Origin of the sequence: Streptomyces sp. NPDC018833 (assembly GCF_044390825.1) — a bacterium.
GTDB lineage: Bacteria > Actinomycetota > Actinomycetes > Streptomycetales > Streptomycetaceae > Streptomyces.
Map to the genome: position 1 here is coordinate 169,805 of NZ_JBIRZM010000017.1, position 17,050 is coordinate 186,854.

At 69.5% G+C, this 17,050-nt stretch carries 14 protein-coding genes; 5 read left to right on the forward strand and 9 right to left on the reverse strand.

Annotated elements, in window-relative coordinates; genetic code table 11:
* Positions 1-538: 538 nt before the first annotated feature.
* The 4 genes from ACH5AF_RS28870 to ACH5AF_RS28885 all read left to right on the forward strand — a co-directional run bounded on the left by ACH5AF_RS28870 (position 539) and on the right by ACH5AF_RS28885 (position 3,965).
* Complete coding sequence (locus ACH5AF_RS28870; RefSeq protein ID WP_398905607.1) at positions 539-1,597, forward strand: branched-chain amino acid ABC transporter permease; 1,059 nt, start codon at positions 539-541, stop codon at positions 1,595-1,597.
* The gene (locus tag ACH5AF_RS28875) at positions 1,594-2,853 is read left to right on the forward strand and encodes an ABC transporter substrate-binding protein (RefSeq protein WP_398905571.1); all 1,260 of its coding nucleotides are present in this window, start codon (positions 1,594-1,596) and stop codon (positions 2,851-2,853) included. Before ACH5AF_RS28870 ends, ACH5AF_RS28875 begins: the two co-directional genes overlap by 4 nt.
* Before the next feature lie 185 nt (positions 2,854-3,038).
* Positions 3,039-3,497, forward strand: coding sequence for an SRPBCC family protein (locus tag ACH5AF_RS28880; RefSeq protein ID WP_398905574.1), 459 nt, complete (start codon positions 3,039-3,041; stop codon positions 3,495-3,497).
* An 81-nt stretch (positions 3,498-3,578) separates the two neighbouring features.
* On the forward strand, positions 3,579-3,965 hold the full coding sequence (locus ACH5AF_RS28885; protein WP_398905576.1) for a VOC family protein: 387 nt from the start codon (positions 3,579-3,581) through the stop codon (positions 3,963-3,965).
* 380 nt (positions 3,966-4,345) lie between these two features.
* Here ACH5AF_RS28885 and pssA read toward each other — a convergent pair whose 3' ends face one another.
* The 9 genes from pssA to ACH5AF_RS28930 all read right to left on the reverse strand — a co-directional run bounded on the left by pssA (position 4,346) and on the right by ACH5AF_RS28930 (position 15,206).
* Positions 4,346-5,206 carry a CDP-diacylglycerol--serine O-phosphatidyltransferase gene (gene pssA, locus ACH5AF_RS28890; protein WP_398905608.1) on the reverse strand — a complete coding sequence of 287 codons (861 nt, stop codon included), beginning with the start codon at positions 5,204-5,206 and terminating at the stop codon, positions 4,346-4,348.
* The gene (locus tag ACH5AF_RS28895; RefSeq protein WP_398905578.1) at positions 5,199-5,855 is read right to left on the reverse strand and encodes a phosphatidylserine decarboxylase; all 657 of its coding nucleotides are present in this window, start codon (positions 5,853-5,855) and stop codon (positions 5,199-5,201) included. Before ACH5AF_RS28895 ends, pssA begins: the two co-directional genes overlap by 8 nt.
* A 169-nt stretch (positions 5,856-6,024) precedes the next feature.
* Entirely contained in the window at positions 6,025-7,230 is a 1,206-nt protein-coding gene (locus ACH5AF_RS28900) for an acyl-CoA dehydrogenase family protein (RefSeq protein ID WP_398905581.1), read from the reverse strand.
* A 2-nt stretch (positions 7,231-7,232) separates the two neighbouring features.
* Positions 7,233-7,745: a MaoC family dehydratase gene (locus ACH5AF_RS28905; protein ID WP_215176912.1), complete on the reverse strand. Its 513-nt coding sequence runs from the start codon at positions 7,743-7,745 to the stop codon at positions 7,233-7,235.
* 5 nt (positions 7,746-7,750) lie between these two features.
* Positions 7,751-8,725 carry an HpcH/HpaI aldolase/citrate lyase family protein gene (locus ACH5AF_RS28910; protein WP_398905583.1) on the reverse strand — a complete coding sequence of 325 codons (975 nt, stop codon included), beginning with the start codon at positions 8,723-8,725 and terminating at the stop codon, positions 7,751-7,753.
* Positions 8,722-10,734, reverse strand: coding sequence for a protein meaA (locus tag ACH5AF_RS28915; RefSeq protein WP_398905584.1), 2,013 nt, complete (start codon positions 10,732-10,734; stop codon positions 8,722-8,724). The genes ACH5AF_RS28910 and ACH5AF_RS28915 overlap by 4 nt, the downstream gene beginning before the upstream one ends.
* Positions 10,735-10,750: 16 nt before the next feature.
* Positions 10,751-12,088, reverse strand: coding sequence for a crotonyl-CoA carboxylase/reductase (gene ccrA / locus ACH5AF_RS28920; protein ID WP_398905585.1), 1,338 nt, complete (start codon positions 12,086-12,088; stop codon positions 10,751-10,753).
* 387 nt (positions 12,089-12,475) lie between these two features.
* Positions 12,476-13,309: a TetR family transcriptional regulator gene (locus ACH5AF_RS28925; protein WP_398905587.1), complete on the reverse strand. Its 834-nt coding sequence runs from the start codon at positions 13,307-13,309 to the stop codon at positions 12,476-12,478.
* Between the two features lie 115 nt (positions 13,310-13,424).
* A complete protein-coding gene (locus ACH5AF_RS28930; RefSeq protein WP_398905589.1) occupies positions 13,425-15,206 on the reverse strand; it encodes a 3-hydroxyacyl-CoA dehydrogenase family protein in 1,782 nt (593 codons plus the stop codon).
* Between the two features lie 314 nt (positions 15,207-15,520).
* Between ACH5AF_RS28930 and ACH5AF_RS28935 the strand changes: the two genes are divergently transcribed.
* Complete coding sequence (locus ACH5AF_RS28935; protein ID WP_398905591.1) at positions 15,521-16,090, forward strand: adenylosuccinate lyase; 570 nt, start codon at positions 15,521-15,523, stop codon at positions 16,088-16,090.
* The last annotated feature ends 960 nt before the right edge of the window (positions 16,091-17,050 follow it).

Genomic DNA, 17,050 nt, shown 5'->3' on the forward strand with positions numbered 1-17,050 from the left:
CACGGCGGCCGGAGCTACGCCGCCCCCGCCGGAGACCGGCAGCGGCGACCTCGCCCCATCGGCTGCGCCTGCGCCGATCCCTGACACCCACGCCGCCGGGTCGGCTGCGCCGACGGAGTCCGAGCCCGCCGGGTCGGCTGCGCCGAGGACGTCCGAGTTCGCGCCTGCCGAGCCCGAGCTCCCATCCGGCGCGCGCACCGACCGGGCGGCCGACTCCGAAGGCTCCCGGCCGTCCGTAGCCGCCACTGGCACGTCCGCCGGCACTGCCCCGTCCGCCGGGTCCGCCGGGTCCGCCGGGTCCGCCGGGTCCGCGGCGCCGACGGCGGCCGGAGCCGCGCCGGTGCCCGGCGCGCGCACCGGTCAGGCGGCCGACACCGAGGCCGTCGGACCACTCGCGGCCGACTCAGCGGTGCCTCCGCGGAAAGAGACGCCCGCGGCGGAGCTGCCCCCCGCCGAGTCATCGGAGGCCGCACCGTCCGGGTCACCCACAGTGGCCGCGTCGGCTGCCGCCACGCGGGCGAGGTCCCTCGCAACCGGCATCCTGCCCGCATGGCGCGGCCCCCGGGCGTACGTCTGGGCCGCCCTCTCGCTCCTTCTCCTCGCGCTGCCCTTCTACCTCGACCGCTTCTGGCTCCAGGCCGGTCTCTTCGCCATGGCCGCCGCCATCGGCGCCATCGGCATCAACCTGCTCACCGGCGCCACGGGCCAGCTCTCCATGGGCCACGCCTTCTTCCTCGCCGTCGGCGCGTACGGCTACTGCATCCTGGCCGGCGGCAACGACGTGGAGAGCGGCCATGAGCTCACCGGTCTCGGCCTGCCGACGGGGCTCGCCGCGGTGCTCGCCGTACTTCTCGCAGGGCTGGCGGGCGGACTGTTCAGCCCCATCGCCGGCCGACTGCGGGGGGCGTACCTCGGCATCGCCACGCTCGCGCTGATCTTCGTCGGCCAGCATGTGCTGTTCAACGCCCGTGACCTGACCGGAGGTTTCAACGGCCGGTCCGTGCCCTCGCTCTCCGTCTTCGGATTCGACTTCGACGACAGCGAGCTCCTCGTCGCAGCCGTCCCGTTCCAGTCCATGGAGAAGCTCTGGTACGCCGCGCTCGTCGCGCTCCTCCTCTGCGGTCTCTTCGCGCGTGGAGTCCTCCGTGGCCGTCCTGGCCGGGCGATGAACGCCCTGCGGGACCACCGCATCGCCGCCGGAGTGATGGGGGTGCCGGTCGCCCGCTACCGCGCCGCCGTCTTCGTCCTGTCGTCGATGTACGCCGGGCTCGCGGGCGTCCTGCTGGCCCTGGTGTTCCAGCGGACCGTGCCCGAGTACTTCGGCATGATCCTGTCCCTCGAGTACCTGGCCATGATCGTCATCGGCGGTCTCGGCACGGTCGCGGGAGCCGTCGCCGGCGCGGTCTTCGTCTCGTTGCTGCCCCAGGTCCTCACCCGCTGGAGCGACGCCCTGCCCCTGGTCTCCGCACCGGGCACCGGCGGCGTCTCCCCGGGAGAGGCCTCCCGCTATCTGTACGGCGCGGCTGTCGTCGCGGTCGTGCTGTTCCTACCTGGCGGACTCACCCGCCTCGCTCCGTCCCCTCGGGAGAAGAAATGAAGTCAAGAAGGTACGCGGCGGTCCTCGCCGTCCTGGCGCTGACGGTGACGGCCGGTTGCAGCAGCAAGGCCACCAGCGGCGACGGCGACACCAAGGGCGCCGGGGGAGTGAAGAGCGGTGAGGGAGTCACCGACAAGAAGATCACGCTCGGCGCGCTCACCGACATGACGGGCGTCTACGCCTCGCTGGGCAAGAGCGTCACCCAGGCCCAGCAGCTGTGGGCGAAGCAGACCAACGCGGCCGGCGGCATCTGCGGCCGGCAGATCGAGCTGACCGTGCGCGACCACGGCTACGACCCGCAGAAGGCCGTCGCCGGCTACACCGAACTCGAACCCAAGGTGCTCGGCTTCACGCAGTTCATCGGCTCGCCGTTCGTCGCGGCCGTCAAGGAGCGCGTCCACGGCCAGGACAAGGGGCTCGTGCTGCCCCAGGCGTGGTCCGCCAGCCTGCTGGGCAGCCCGTACGTACGTACCCTGGGCGCGACGTACGACATCGAGACGATCAACGCCGTCGACTATCTCCTGGCCGAGAAGCGCATCACCAAGGGCGACAAGATCGGTCACGTCTTCTTTGAGGGCGACTATGGCGAGAACGCGCTCGCCGGCTCCAAGCACGCGGCCAAGGCGGCGGGGCTCACGGTCGTCGAACAGAAGATCAAGCCGACCGACAACGACATGTCGGCGCAGGTCGCGGCCCTGAAGAAGGCAGGCGTCAAGGCGATCCTGCTCAGCGCGGGTCCACGGCAGGCGGCGTCCCTGGCCGGTGTGGCGGCGGCGGGTGGCTTCAATGTGCCGATCGTCGGCAACAACTCCGCGTTCGCGCCGCAGCTGCTGGCGACGCCGGCGGCGCCGGCGCTCGCCAAGGACTTCTACATCGCGGCCTCCACGCTCCCGATCGGCGCGCCCGATCCGGGTCCGTCGAAGCTGGCCAAGGACTACGCGGCCGCGTACCCGAAGGACGGGCTCGACAACGGCGTGGTCGCCGGATACACGGCGGTCACGGTCTTCGGGGAGGCACTGAAGAAGGCGTGTGCGGAGAAGGACCTGACCCGCGAGGGCGTTGACAAGGCGCTGCTGACGCTCAAGGCGTACCGGAGCGACTTCGGCATCACTCACGACCTCTCGGACCCCGCGGCGCCGTCTACCCGGGAGAGCCTGATCATGAAGCCGGACAAGAGCGTCCCCGGCGGACTGAAGGTGGTTCGCCCGGCGACGGCCGCGGCAGCGGCGAAGTCCTACAAGCCCTCGGCGGGCTGACCCCTCTCGCCGCCCGTCCCGCCCCCTGGCGCATGTCGCCAGGGGGCGGCGCGTGTTTCGGGGGGCAGCGCCCGACCGCCCGATCCGCACGGTTGTAGGAAGGCGGTCACGGGGTACCCGCGCCACGTACACGGCCCGCGCGGCAGTCCCTGCCCTTGCGGGCAGATCCAGGAGGAGGCGCAGCTATGAGCACGGTGAAGGAGACCGTCGAGGTCGAGGTCCCCGTCCACACCGCCTACAACCAGTGGACGATGTTCGAGGAGTTCCCGAACTTCATGGAAGGCGTGGAGGCCGTCACCCAGGTCGACGACCGCCACAACCACTGGACCACCAAGATCGGGGGAGTGAAGCGCGAGTTCGACACCGAGATCGTCGACCAGCTCCCCGACGAACGCATCGCTTGGCGCACCATCAGCGGCGACACCAAGCAGAAGGGCATGGTGAGCTTCCAGCGCCTGGACGACACGCACACGCGGGTGGAGCTCGTGATGGACGTCGAGCCCGGGGGCATGGTGGACAAGGCCGCCGACATGACCGGGATGATCGACCGGCGCGTCAAGGGCGACATGCGGCGTTTCAAGGAATACATCGAGCACCAAGGCGGCGAGAGCGGAGGCTGGCGCGGTCGCATCACGCCCGGATGACCCGCCTCGGGGCACTCGTCGTCGCGGTGGCCGCCAGTGGCCGCCGCCGCGACCGCCGCCCCGGCCCGTACGCTCTGCCGCATGGTGCATGTACTTGGCAGCAGGATTCTGCTGAGCCCCACCGATCCGCAGCGCTCGCGCGACTTCTACGGCCGGGCTCTGGGGCTGGGGGTCTACCGTGAATTCGGGACCGGCACCGAGCGGGGAACGGTGTACTTCCTCGGCGGCGGGTTCCTCGAACTCTCGGGCCGCTCCGACACCCCGCCCTCGCCGGCGGTGCGGCTGTGGCTGCAGGTCCCCGATGTGCGGGCCGCCCACGACGAGCTGCGGGAACGGGGGGTAGAGGTGCTGCGTGCGCCGCGCAAGGAGCCGTGGGGCCTGGTCGAGATGTGGATCGCAGACCCGGACGGGGTGCGCATCGCGGTGGTGGAAGTGCCTGAGGACCATCCGCTGCGCTATCGCCCGTGACAGCACGCGGCGCCGGGCACCGCGGCCGGCGGTCCTCGGGACACACCGGCCCGGTTCGACCCCTGGTCGCATACCATCCGCTGCGCTGTCGCACGCGACGGGCGCGGCCGCCGGGCACCGCGGCCGGCGGTCCTCGGGACACACCGGCCCGGTTCGTCCGCCGGCCGCACCATCTGCTGTCGCCCGTGACGGGCCGCAGCGCCGGGCACGGGCGTGGGTCCTACGACCCGTGTTCGTCCGCCGGTCGCACCCTCCGCCCACGCAACGGCGTGTCCGGCCCGCCCGGTCACCCGACGGGCAGCCCCGCGGACGCCCCGAGGGCCCCGGATGCGACAGCATCCGGGGCCCTCGGGGTTCACGACCTGCGCGCCTCCGGCGCGCTACGGCACCTGCGCCGCCCGTGCCTCGCGGCTCTCGCGGCGGTTGTCGCGGAACGTGTTCACCCGACGGGCGGTGGCGAAGAGGGGGATCGTCGCCGCCATCACGATCTGCAGGGCGCAGCCCATCTGGAGCATCACCTGACCGCCCGGCGCGTCGAACGCCCACGCCGCCAGCATGCCCATCGCCGCCACGATCCAGCCGAGCATCGCCACCGCGAGGACACCTCGCGGCTTGGGGTACTCGACCCGGCTCACCATGAGCCACGCCGTGCCGATGATCGCCAGCAGCGTCGGGATGAACAGCAGCTCCAGCAGCACGATCGAGACGACCGTGAGCGCTCCGAAGGGGCTCGGCATGCCCTGGAACATGCCGTCCTTCATGGTCACGCACGAGAATCTCGCAAGCCGCAGCACCACCGCCAGCAGCACCACGATCGCGGCGACCGCCGAGACCCGCTGATGGGCGTCGTTCGCGACCATGCCGTAGACCAGCACGAAGTACGCGGGCGCGAGACCGAAGCTGATCAGGTCCGAGAGGTTGTCCAGCTCGGCGCCCATCGGCGACGACCGCAGCTTGCGGGCCACGAGCCCGTCGCAGAGGTCGAAGATCGCCGCGAGCAGCATCAGGATCACGGCGGTCGCGGCGCTGTGCCGCGCCATGCCGGTCTCCTGGCTGCCCTGGAGGTGCGGGATGAGGATTCCGGTGGTGGTGAAGTACACCGCCATGAATCCGCACGTCGCGTTACCGAGTGTGAGGGTGTCCGCTATCGACAGCCGCAGAGAGAGCGGCATCTCCTCCGCGTCGTTCTCTTCCTCGGCCTCCGCCACCCAGTTCTTCGCCTGTGTGTCGGGATCAATCACGGTCAATGCGAGTCACCCCCGCAGTCGTGGTCTGGCCCACCTCGACAGCGACCTCGACACCTTCGGGGAGGTAGATGTCGACGCGCGAGCCGAAGCGGATCAGACCGATGCGATCACCCTGCTCGACCTTCGTGCCCTGCGGGATGTACGGGACGATGCGCCGAGCGACCGCGCCGGCGATCTGCACCATCTCGATGTCGCCCAGTTCGGTGTCGAAGTGCCAGACAACGCGCTCGTTGTTCTCGCTCTCCTTGTTGAACGCGGGGACGAAGCCGCCGGGGATGTGCTCGACCGAGGTCACCGTGCCCGCGAGCGGGGCGCGGTTGACGTGGACATTGAGCGGGCTCATGAAGATCGCGACACGAGTGCGCCCGTCCTTCCACGGCATGATGCTTTGCACCACTCCGTCGGCGGGCGAGATGACCCGCCCCGACGCGATCTCGCGCTCGGGGTCGCGGAAGAACCACAGCATGCCCGCCGCGAGAGCGGTGGTGGGCACGGCAATGGCCGCGGCCCGCCGCGAGCGGCGGGCACGGGCCAGGCTGAGTGCAGCGGTGGCGACGGTCGGCAGAAGCCACGGCGATGCTCCGCGAGCAAGGCGTCCCTTGAGGAAGCCGTCGCGTGGTGCAGAGGTTTGGCTGTGGGGCATGGATGACCTTCGTAGCGGATGATGCCGCGCTGGCAACGGGGGACGGCGGCTTTCCGGCCGATGTTATCGGGTGCGGACCGCAACTGGGAAAGCCAGCAGACGAGTCGGCGGCCGGAAGAAGATGACAGGGTGTGATCTTCTTCCGGCCGAACCGACTCATAAGCGGCGATCAACCCTGGAACCGGTACTCCTCGAGCAGCCGACGTCCAATGATCATTTTCTGGATTTCGGCGGTACCTTCACCGATCAGCAGCATCGGAGCCTCGCGGTAGAGGCGCTCGATCTCGTACTCCTTGGAGAAGCCGTAGCCGCCGTGGATACGGAAGGCGTCCTCGACGACTTCCTTGCAGTACTCGGAGGCGAGGTACTTCGCCATCCCTGCCTCCAGGTCGTTTCGTTCCCCGGAGTCCTTTTTGCGTGCCGCGTTCACCATCATGGCATGCGCGGCCTCGACCTTGGTAGCCATCTCGGCCAGCTTGAACTGGATCGCCTGGTGGGAGGCGATCGGCTTGCCGAAGGTGTGGCGCTGCTGGGCGTACGACACGCCCAGCTCGAAGGCGCGCTGTGCGACACCGCAGCCACGTGCCGCGACGTTCACGCGGCCGACCTCGACGCCGTCCATCATTTGGTAAAACCCTCGGCCGGTGGTGCCGCCGAGTACCCGATTGGCCGGAATGCGCAGTCCGTCCATGATGAGCTCGGTCGTGTCGACGCCCTTGTAGCCCATCTTGTCGATCTTGCCGGGGATGGTCAGGCCCGGACGGACCTCGCCGAAGCCCGGCTCCTTCTCGACCAGGAAGGTCGTCATCGACTTGTGGGGGGCGGTGCCCTCGGGGTGTCCTTCGTCACTGCGGCACAGAACGGCGACCAGGGTGGACGTGCCACCGTTCGTCAGCCACATCTTCTGACCGTTGAGGACGTACTCGTCGCCGTCCTTGACGCCCTTGGACGTGATCGCCGACACGTCCGAGCCGAGACCCGGCTCCGACATCGAGAACGCGCCGCGCACCTCGCCGAGCGCCATGCGGGGCAGGAAGGTGTCCTTCTGCTCCTGCGTGCCGTGCTGCTTGAGCATGTACGCGACGATGAAGTGGGTGTTGATGATGCCCGAGACGGACATCCAGCCACGGGCGATCTCCTCCACGCACAGGGCGTACGTGAGAAGGGACTCACCCAGGCCGCCGTACTCCTCCGGGATCATCAGGCCGAAGAGGCCGAGCTCCTTCAGACCGTCGACGATCTGCTGGGGGTACTCGTCCTTGTGTTCCAGCTCGGTCGCGACAGGAATGATCTCCTTGTCGACAAAGTCCCGGACGGTGGACAGGATCTCCTGCTGGACGTCGGTCAGACCTGCGGTCTGGGCGAGTCGCGCCATGACTACTTCTCCTGCGACTTGAGTTCGGGGCGGCCGGGCTGCTCGCCGCCGCGCTCCTTGATGTACGTCTCGGTCGGGACCATCACCTTGCGCCGGAAGACGCAGACGAGGGTGCCGTCCTGCTTGTAGCCCTTGGTCTCCACGTAGACGATGCCGCGGTCGTTCTTCGACTTCGACGGCGTCTTGTCGAGGACCGTGGTCTCGCCGTAGATGGTGTCGCCGTGGAAGGTCGGGGCCACGTGCCGCAGCGACTCGATCTCCAGGTTGGCGATCGCCTTGCCGGAGACGTCCGGCACGGACATGCCGAGCAGCAGCGAGTAGATGTAGTTGCCCACCACGACGTTCTTGCCGAAGTCCGTCGTGTTCTCCGCATAGTTGACGTCCATGTGGAGGGGGTGGTGATTCATCGTCAGGAGACAGAAGAGGTGGTCGTCGTACTCGGTGACCGTCTTCCCGGGCCAGTGCTTGTAGACGGCCCCGACCTCGAACTCCTCGTAGGTGCGTCCGAACTGCATCTCGCTCACGCCTCCGGGATCTCGAACTTGGTGGTGCGCTGCATGCCGGCGGCGCGCCCCTTGCCGGAGATGACCAGCGCCATCTTGCGGCTGGCCTCGTCGATCATCTCGTCGCCGAGCATCGCCGAGCCCTTCTTGCCGCCCGCCTCGGACGTGTAGTAGTCGTACGCGTCCAGGATCAGCTCGGCGTGGTCGTAGTCCTCCTGCGAGGGCGAGAAGATCTCGTTGGACGCGTCGACCTGTCCAGGGTGCAGCACCCACTTGCCGTCGAAGCCGAGGGCCGCGGCACGCTGCGCGACCGCGCGGTAGCCGTCGATGTTGCGGATCTGGAGGTAGGGGCCGTCGATCGCCTGGAGGTTGTTGGCGCGGGCGGCCATCAGGATCTTCATCAGGATGTAGTGGTACGCGTCGGCCGGGTAACCGGGCGGCTGCTCACCGACGACCAGCGACTTCATGTTGATGGAGGCCATGAAGTCCGCCGGGCCGAAGATGATCGTCTCCACACGCGGGGACGCCTGCGCGATGGCGTTGACGTTGTTGAGGCCCTGCGCGTTCTCGATCTGCGCCTCGATGCCGATCTTGCCCAGCTCGAAGCCCATGGTCTTCTCGATCTGGGTGAGCAGCAGGTCGAGCGCGACGACCTGCTCGGCGTTCTGCACCTTCGGCAGCATGATGCAGTCGAGGTTCTGGCCGGCGCCCTCGACGACGGTGACGACGTCGCGGTAGGTCCACTCGGTGGTCCAGTCGTTGACGCGCACGACCCGCGTCTTGCCCGTCCAGTCACCCTCGTTGAGGAACTTCACGATGGTGTGCCGGGCCTCCGGCTTCGCGAGCGGCGCACAGGCGTCCTCGAGGTCCAGGAAGACCTGGTCGGCCGGCAGCCCCTGGGCCTTCTCCAGGAAGCGCGGGTTCGAGCCGGGCACGGCCAGGCAGGAACGGCGCGGACGCAGACGGTTGACCGGGTGCACTGGCGTGCTCATGCGGGGACCTCCAGAGGGTCGAGCTTGTTCGCGTTGCGGATCTCGTCGACGATACGGCCGATGATCTCCGTGATACCGAAATCCTTCGGTGTGAAGACGGCGGCCACTCCCGCCGCCTTCAGTTCGGCGGCGTCGGCGTTCGGGATGATGCCACCCACGATCACCGGGATGTCGGCGGCGCCCGCCTCGCGCAGCCGGGTCAGTACGTCCGGCACCAGCTCGGCGTGCGAGCCGGACAGGATGGACAGGCCCACGCAGTGCACGTCCTCCGCGAGGGCGGCGGAGACGATCTGCTCCGGGGTGAGCCGGATGCCCTGGTAGACCACCTCGAACCCGGCGTCGCGGGCCCGTACGGCGATCTGCTCGGCGCCGTTGGAGTGGCCGTCGAGCCCCGGCTTGCCGACGAGCAGCCGCAGCCGCCCCGCCCCCAGCTCCTCCGCGGTGCGGGCCACCTTCTCGCGTACGACGGCGAGCGGCGTGCCCGCCTCGGCGGTGACCGCCACCGGGGCGCTGCTGACGCCTGTCGGCGCACGGAACTCGCCGAAGACGTCACGCAGCGCCCAGGCCCACTCGCCGGTGGTGACGCCCGCACGCGCACACTCGACGGTGGCCGCCATCAGGTTCTCGGTGCCCGCAGCGGCCTTCTTCAGCGCCGCGAGGGCCTCGGCGGCACGGGGCTCGTCGCGGCCCGCACGCCATTCGTGCAGCTTGGCGACGACCCGCGCCTCGTTCGCCGGATCGACCGTCATGATCGCCGTGTCGAGATCGGCGGTCAGCGGGTTCTCCTCGGTCGTCTCGAAGATGTTGACGCCGATGATCTTCTCGTCGCCCGCCTCGATCCGCGCCCGCCGCTCGGCGTGCGAGGACACCAGCTGCGACTTGAGGTAGCCGGACTCGACGGCCGCCATCGCGCCGCCCATCTCCTGGATCCGGTCGATCTCCGCCAGGCACTCGGCGACCAGGGACTCGACCTTGGCCTCGATGACGTGCGAGCCGGCGAAGATGTCCTCGTACTCCAGCAGGTCCGACTCGTGCGCCAGCACCTGCTGGATACGCAGCGACCACTGCTGGTCCCACGGCCGGGGCAGCCCCAGCGCCTCGTTCCAGGCCGGCAGCTGCACGGCACGTGCGCGGGCGTCCTTGGACAGGGTCACGGCCAGCATCTCCAGCACGATGCGCTGGACGTTGTTCTCCGGCTGTGCCTCGGTCAGGCCGAGGGAGTTGACCTGGACGCCGTAGCGGAAGCGGCGCTGCTTGTCGTTCTCGATGCCGTACCGCTCGCGCGTGATCTTGTCCCAGATGCGGCCGAAGGCGCGCATCTTGCACATCTCCTCGATGAAGCGGACGCCCGCGTTCACGAAGAACGAGATCCGGGCGACCACGTCACCGAACTTCTCGGCCGGCACCTGGCCCGAGTCGCGGACGGCGTCGAGGACGGCGATCGCGGTGGACATCGCGTACGCGATCTCCTGCACGGGCGTGGCCCCGGCCTCCTGCAGGTGGTAGCTGCAGATGTTGATCGGGTTCCACTTGGGGATGTTGGCCACCGTGTACGTGATCATGTCGGTGGTCAGGCGCAGCGAAGGACCGGGCGGGAAGACGTGCGTCCCGCGCGACAGGTACTCCTTGACGATGTCGTTCTGGGTCGTGCCCTGGAGCCTGGTGATGTCGGCACCCTGCTCCTCGGCGACCACCTGGTACAGCGCCAGCAGCCACATGGCGGTGGCGTTGATGGTCATCGAGGTGTTCATCTGCTCCAGGGGGATGTCCTGGAACAGCCTGCGCATGTCGCCCAGATGGGAGACCGGCACACCGACCCGGCCGACCTCGCCGCGGGCGAGGATGTGGTCGGGGTCGTACCCGGTCTGTGTCGGCAGGTCGAAGGCGACCGACAGTCCCGTCTGGCCCTTGGCGAGATTGCGCCGGTACAGCTCGTTGGACGCCTCGGCGGTCGAGTGACCGGCGTACGTCCGCATGAGCCAGGGCCGGTCCTTCTTGCGCTCAGTCATCTGGGAACCCGGCCCCTCAGACGTTACGGAAGCGGTTGATGGCGTCGATGTGCTTCTCGCGCATCTCCGGGTCGCTGACGCCCAGCCCCTCCTGCGGAGCCAGCGCGAGCACGCCGACCTTGCCCTGGTGGAGGTTGCGGTGCACGTCGTACGCGGCCTGGCCGGTGTCCTCGAGCGCGTACGTCTTCGACAGCGTCGGGTGGATCTTGCCCTTGGCGATCAGGCGGTTGGCCTCCCACGCCTCGCGGTAGTTGGCGAAGTGCGAGCCGATGATCCGCTTCAGCGACATCCACAGGTAGCGGTTGTCGTACTCGTGCATGTAGCCCGAGGTCGAGGCGCAGGTGGTGATGGTGCCGCCCTTGCGGGTGACGTAGACGGACGCGCCGAAGGTCTCGCGGCCGGGGTGCTCGAAGACGATGTCGATGTCCTCGCCGCCGGTGAGTTCGCGGATGCGCTTGCCGAAGCGCTTCCACTCCTTCGGGTCCTGGGTCTGCTCGTCCTTCCAGAACTTGTAGCCCTCGGCGTTGCGGTCGATGATCGCCTCGGCGCCCATCGCCCGGCAGATGTCCGCCTTCTGGTCGCTGGAGACGACGCAGATGGGGTTGGCGCCGCCGGCCAGGGCGAACTGCGTGGCGTACGAGCCGAGTCCGCCGCTCGCGCCCCAGATCAGGACGTTGTCGCCCTGCTTCATGCCGGCGCCGTTGCGGGAGACGAGCTGGCGGTAGGCGGTGGAGTTGACGAGGCCCGGGGCCGCCGCCTCCTCCCAGCTGAGGTGCTTCGGCTTGGGCATCAGCTGGTTGGACTTGACGAGCGCGATCTCCGCGAGGCCGCCGAAGTTGGTCTCGAAGCCCCAGATGCGCTGCTCGGGGTCGAGCATCGTGTCGTTGTGGCCGTCGGAGGACTCCAGTTCGACGGACAGGCAGTGCGCGACGACCTCGTCACCCGGGTTCCAGGCGTTGACGCCGGGACCGGTGCGCAGGACGACGCCCGCGAGGTCGGAGCCGATGATGTGGTACGGGAGGTCGTGGCGCTTGGTGAGCTCCGACAGCCGTCCGTAGCGCTCCAGGAAGCCGAAGGTGGACAGCGGCTCGAAGATCGAGGTCCACACGGAGTTGTAGTTGACCGAGCTCGCCATGACGGCCACGAGGGCCTCACCGGGTCCCAGCTCGGGCACCGGAACGTCATCCAGGTGGATCGACTTGCGAGGGTCCTTCTCCCGGGTCTCGAGGCCGGCGAACATCTCCGTCTCGTCCTTGTGCACGGTGATCGCGCGGTACGACTCGGGGAGCTTCAGTGCGGCGAAGTCGGCGGACGTGCTGTCCGGCGACTGGATCGCGTCCAGGATTTCCTTCACGGTGTTGCCTCCGGCGGAGCGCGTCCAGGGGGACGCTGAGGGGTACGTCGGGGTTTTCTGCTGCTGTGGAGGTGTGCCGTCGGTTCGGCGGATGGTGCTGCTGGCAGCGCTGGTGTGCGCGAAAGGTGCCTGTGACGCAGGCGTCCGGGCGCACAACCCGGGGAGGGTTGAGGGGACAGCCGGCGCACGAATGGTCTCTGCACGCCGGCCGCCCGGACATATTCAACGTATGGCACGGCGTGCCAGGTGACAAGACACTGCGTGCCAAGAATTTCTCTCAGATGCAATCCGCTGGACACATGTGAGCGATGATCGATCGAATCGGGGCGCAAAAAGGCCGATGGCCGCCCGAATCGGGCGGCCATCGGCCATAGACGGATGCGGCGTTCACGACTGCTTGAGTGCCTGCTCGATCGTGCGCATGACCTCACTCAGCGGCGCGTCCGTGCGTGCCACGGCCACCAGCACCTCGCCCTCTCTCCGCACGGTGGCGGGCGGCGGCTCGGTGGCCCCCGGGGCGTGCGTCGCCTTGCGGCCCGCTCCTATGCCGGTGCCGAAAGTGTCGCGGACGATGGCGAACGCATGGTCCAGCTGGGCCTCCACATCGCCCTGTCCGCCCCCCCGCAGCCAGCGGCGCAGCACATGGTTGTGCGCCGTGACCACCGCGGACGCCGCGACCTCCGCCAGCAGCGGGTCGTCGTTGCCGTCGTGGTGGTCCCGCTCGTCGAAGTGGCCCAGCAGATAGCGCGTGAACAACCGCTCGTAGCGGGCCACCGAGGCGATCTCGCGCTCGCGCAGCGTCGGCACCTCACGGGTGAGGCGGTAGCGCTCGACGGACACGGCCGGGGAAGCCGCGTACATCCGCATGACCTCCTTGATGCCCCGGCACACCGTGTCGAGCGGGTGCTCGTGGGGCGGGGCCGCGTTCAGGACCGCCTCCGCCCGGACCAGGGTGTCGTCGTGGTCCGGGAAGATCGCCTCTTCCTTGGAGCGGAAGTGGCGGAAGAAGGTCCGCCGCGCCACTCCCGCCGCCGCGGCGATCTCGTCGACCGTCGTCGCCTCGTACCCCTTGGTCGCGAACAACTCCATGGCCGCCGCCGCGAGTTCGCGGCGCATCTTCAGGCGTTGCGCGGCGGCGCGGGAGCCTGCGGCACTTTCCGGAGCATCGGGCGCGGCACCGGCGCGGCCGGGCCGGCGGGCGGGATCAGCGGGCTGGGGCATGATCTGAACGTACTGCATTCGTGCAGCCGGACGCGCCTGCGGGGCGGGCCCGGCGCGCTCGGACGCCTGGGGCGGGCTCCACGGGCCGAGGAGCCCGCCCCAGGCGCCGTCGCTGTCAGCGCCGGGCATATTCGCGGAAACCGCGTCCCGTCTTGCGCCCCAGGCATCCCGCGGCCACCAGGTGTTCGAGCAGCGGCGCGGGCGCGAGGCCCGGGTCGCGGAACTCCTGGTGCAGGACCTTCTCGATGGCGAGCGAGACGTCGAGGCCGACGACGTCGAGCAGCTCGAACGGGCCCATCGGGTACCCGCCGCCCAGCTTCATCGCCGCGTCGATGTCGTCGAGGGAGGCGTAGTGCTCCTCGACCATCTTGATCGCGTTGTTCAGGTACGGGAAGAGCAGCGCGTTCACGATGAATCCGGCACGGTCGCCGCAGTCCACCGGGTGCTTCCTGATCTTCGTGGTGACCTCGCGGACCGTCGCGTGGACGTCGTCGGCGGTCAGGACCGTCCGCACGATCTCCACCAGCTTCATCGCCGGGGCCGGGTTGAAGAAGTGCATGCCGATGACGTCCTGCGGGCGCGAGGTGGCGCGGGCGCAGGCGACGACGGGCAGCGAGGAGGTCGTGGTGGCGAGCACCGCGCCCTGCTTGCACACCTTGTCCAGGGTGGCGAAAAGCTGCTGCTTGATCTCCAGGTCCTCGGCGACGGCCTCGACAGCCAGGTCGACGTCGGCGAAGGCGTCCAGCGAACCGGCGGGCGTGATCCGCGCCAGCGTCGCCTCGCAGGCCTCCTCGGTCATCCGGCCCTTGGCGACCGAGCGGCCCAGCGACTTGGTGATCCGCGCCTTGGCCGCCTCGGCCTTCTCCAGGCTGCGGGCCGCGAGGACCACGTCGAAGCCCGCCTTGGCGAAGACCTCCGCGATGCCGCTCGCCATGGTGCCCGAGCCGGCCACGCCGACGGACGAGACCGGGCGGCCTCCGGTGGCACCGGCCGCCGGCTGCGGGGTGAGCGCGTCCGCGACCACCTCGGAGCTGCCGGGGGCGGCGTAGGTGTAGAAACCGCGTCCCGCCTTGCGGCCGGTCAGTCCCGCCTCGCTGAGCTGCCCCAGGATGGGCGCGGGGGCGTGCAGCCGGTCGCGCGACTCGGCGTACATCGCGTTCAGCACGGTACGGGCGGTGTCGATGCCGATCAGGTCGAGCAGCGCGAGCGGGCCCATCGGCAGGCCGCAGCCGAGCTTCATGGCGGCGTCGATGTCCTCGCGGGAGGCGTACCGGGCCTCGTACATGGCTGCGGCCTGGTTGAGGTAGCCGAACAGCAGGCCGTCCGCGATGAAGCCGGGCCGGTCGCCGACCGCGACCGGCTGCTTGCCCAGCTCACGGGCGAGTGCCGTGACGGCCTCGACGGCCGGCGGCGAGGTCAGCACCGAGGAGACGACCTCGACCAGCTTCATCGCCGGGGCCGGGTTGAAGAAGTGCAGGCCGAGGACGCGCTCGGGGTGCTGGGACTCCGCTGCCAGGCGGGTCACGGACAGGGCGTTCGTGCCCGTGGCGATGAGGGCGTCCGGGCGGACGACGGCGTCCAGTTCGCGGATGACCTGCTGCTTGGCCTCGTACGACTCCGGCACGACCTCGATCACGAGGTCCGCGTCGGCGGCGGCCTGCAGGTCGGAGAAGGTGCGGAAGCGTGCGAGGGTGTTGCGGCGCTCCTCCTCGGTGATCCGCTCGCGCCCCACGGCGCGCGCGGTGGAGGCCTCGAGCGCGGTGACCGCCTTGCGGGCGGCGGCGTCGCTGACGTCGATGCCGATGACCTCACGGCCGGCACGGGCGAGGACCTCGGCGATGCCGGTGCCCATGGTGCCGAGGCCGACCACGGCGATGGTGTGCAGAGGGGTGTCCATCGGGGGACTCCAGGGATGAGTGACGACTGATGAGGAGCGCGCGCGGAGAACGCCGAACGGGCATGGGCGCACTGGTGTTCATGTGGCCGACGGACTCTGTCCCTTGTCACGTCGTACTGAATGGCAGAACTGCCGAACCGACTTCCCCATGGACTCGCCATGGAGGTCACCCCCAGCGGCGGCTGCGTCACCAGGCCGCGCTGAGTGCGGGGGGTTACCCGCTCACATGAGATTAACTCCCGAGTAACGAGCGCGCCACCCCTCGGCCGGTGTGATCTGGATCGCGGCCGCGGCCCGCCGATACGCTGACCGCCATGGACGAGGGGTTGCGGTCACTCGCGACGCGCCTGCGCGGCGAGGCGGGCGGCGGCCCGGCGTACGAACGGCTGCTGACCACCACCGACCGTGACGAGCTCGCCGCGGTCCTCACCGAACGCGAACGCCCTCTGTGGGCCCGCGAACTCGCCGCGTTCCGCCTCGGCTGCGCCGGTGACCGCCGGGCCTTCGAATCCCTGGTCCTGCTCCTCAACCACCGCGACCCGGAGCGGTGCGTCTCCGCGGCCCATGCGCTGTTCCTGCTGGGCGACCCCAGAACGCCCCGCGCGGCGGCGGCGCTTGCCACCAATGAACTGCGTGTCGCCTATGCCCTGTTGCCGGTCCGTCTCCTGACGAGGCTGCGCGCCCCCGAGTCCGCGCCGGCGCTGATGACGGTCCTGCGCCGCAGACTGGCGGCCGGGGATCCCCACTGGCGGGTGGCACTGGCCTGTGTGGAGGGCCTGGGCGCGCTCGGCGACAAACGCGCGGCCGAGGTCGTGCGCGCGGCCCTGCCCCACCCGCGCCTGACGGCTGCGGCTGCCGCGGCGCTGGCCCGCCTGGACGGGTGACGGCCGGGGCGGTGGGGCCGGCGGGTGCTCGTGCCAGACGAGCGTCTTGATGGTCAGCCAGACCCGTGACGCCGACTCCCTCGGTTCGCGGGCCTCCTGGACGTCCAGGTCCTCCCAGACGGGTGTCGGCGTGAAGAGTTCGCCCGCCTTGCCGAGGGCGGGCTGTGCCGGCGCAGAAGGCGGCCGGCTCGACCAGCTCGGGACAGTGGTGCGTGCGGCTGGATGCTGCCTCCCTCCAATCGGCGGCGGCCAGCGTCATGTCGTCGGCCGCATGGAAGGGTGCGCAAGGATCATCCTCGATCGGCGAAAAGAGGCAACGATCAGCCCTGGATGTGCAACATATCGCCGTTGTCCGGGGTTGATCACGACCGTATCGTTACGCCGCACCGGGGGCACCCCTCCGTGGATCACCGGACCGGGACGATGCCCGACCGTGTTCTGCTGACAACCGTCTGTGGATCACCGTCGTTGTGTTGTCGCCGCCTGCCTCAACCAGTAGGTCACCCCCTGAGCTCACATCCAGGCATGACGTGCACGGTGCTCACCCACACCACCGTTTCGTCCGTCCGGCCGGCGAGGTGGTGATCGCAACGGCGGCAGGTGAGGCAGAAACGGTCCCGCACTGCTGGCCTGACCGGCCGGATCGTCCGGAGTCCCACCCTGCTGGATCACGCTCACCACCTGGGCGCTGCCGGATCTGTGCCGGCCGGCTCACGCACTCCTTGTCACGCGTTGCTTGCCGCCGCCGGACGCGGCACGCCTTGCGCAACGTATCTCCCAGTCCCCGCGAAGTGGAGCTCGATCATGCCCTCATCCTCCGTACTCCCACGCGTGCCCCAGATCGGCGCGTCGATGGCCTGTCTCGCGCTGGTGCTCACCGCCTGTGGTGACCAGACGAACTCCGGATCCGACACCGCGCGGACCGAGGGCACGAAGTCCACGAGTGCCCCGCTGTTCGAC

Excerpts from the sequence above, each read along its gene's own strand:
- ACH5AF_RS28875 (WP_398905571.1), top strand. The coding sequence starts at position 1,594 with ATGAAGTCAAGAAGGTACGCGGCGGTCCTCGCCGTCCTGGCGCTGACG.
- ACH5AF_RS28915 (WP_398905584.1), bottom strand. The coding sequence starts at position 10,734 with ATGACTGAGCGCAAGAAGGACCGGCCCTGGCTCATGCGGACGTACGCC.
- ACH5AF_RS28930 (WP_398905589.1), bottom strand. The coding sequence starts at position 15,206 with ATGGACACCCCTCTGCACACCATCGCCGTGGTCGGCCTCGGCACCATG.
- ACH5AF_RS28900 (WP_398905581.1), bottom strand. The coding sequence starts at position 7,230 with ATGGCGCGACTCGCCCAGACCGCAGGTCTGACCGACGTCCAGCAGGAG.
- ACH5AF_RS28885 (WP_398905576.1), top strand. The coding sequence starts at position 3,579 with ATGGTGCATGTACTTGGCAGCAGGATTCTGCTGAGCCCCACCGATCCG.
- ACH5AF_RS28880 (WP_398905574.1), top strand. The coding sequence starts at position 3,039 with ATGAGCACGGTGAAGGAGACCGTCGAGGTCGAGGTCCCCGTCCACACC.
- ACH5AF_RS28925 (WP_398905587.1), bottom strand. The coding sequence starts at position 13,309 with ATGCCCCAGCCCGCTGATCCCGCCCGCCGGCCCGGCCGCGCCGGTGCC.
- ACH5AF_RS28935 (WP_398905591.1), top strand. The coding sequence starts at position 15,521 with ATGGACGAGGGGTTGCGGTCACTCGCGACGCGCCTGCGCGGCGAGGCG.
- ACH5AF_RS28905 (WP_215176912.1), bottom strand. The coding sequence starts at position 7,745 with ATGCAGTTCGGACGCACCTACGAGGAGTTCGAGGTCGGGGCCGTCTAC.
- ACH5AF_RS28910 (WP_398905583.1), bottom strand. The coding sequence starts at position 8,725 with ATGAGCACGCCAGTGCACCCGGTCAACCGTCTGCGTCCGCGCCGTTCC.
- ACH5AF_RS28895 (WP_398905578.1), bottom strand. The coding sequence starts at position 5,855 with ATGCCCCACAGCCAAACCTCTGCACCACGCGACGGCTTCCTCAAGGGA.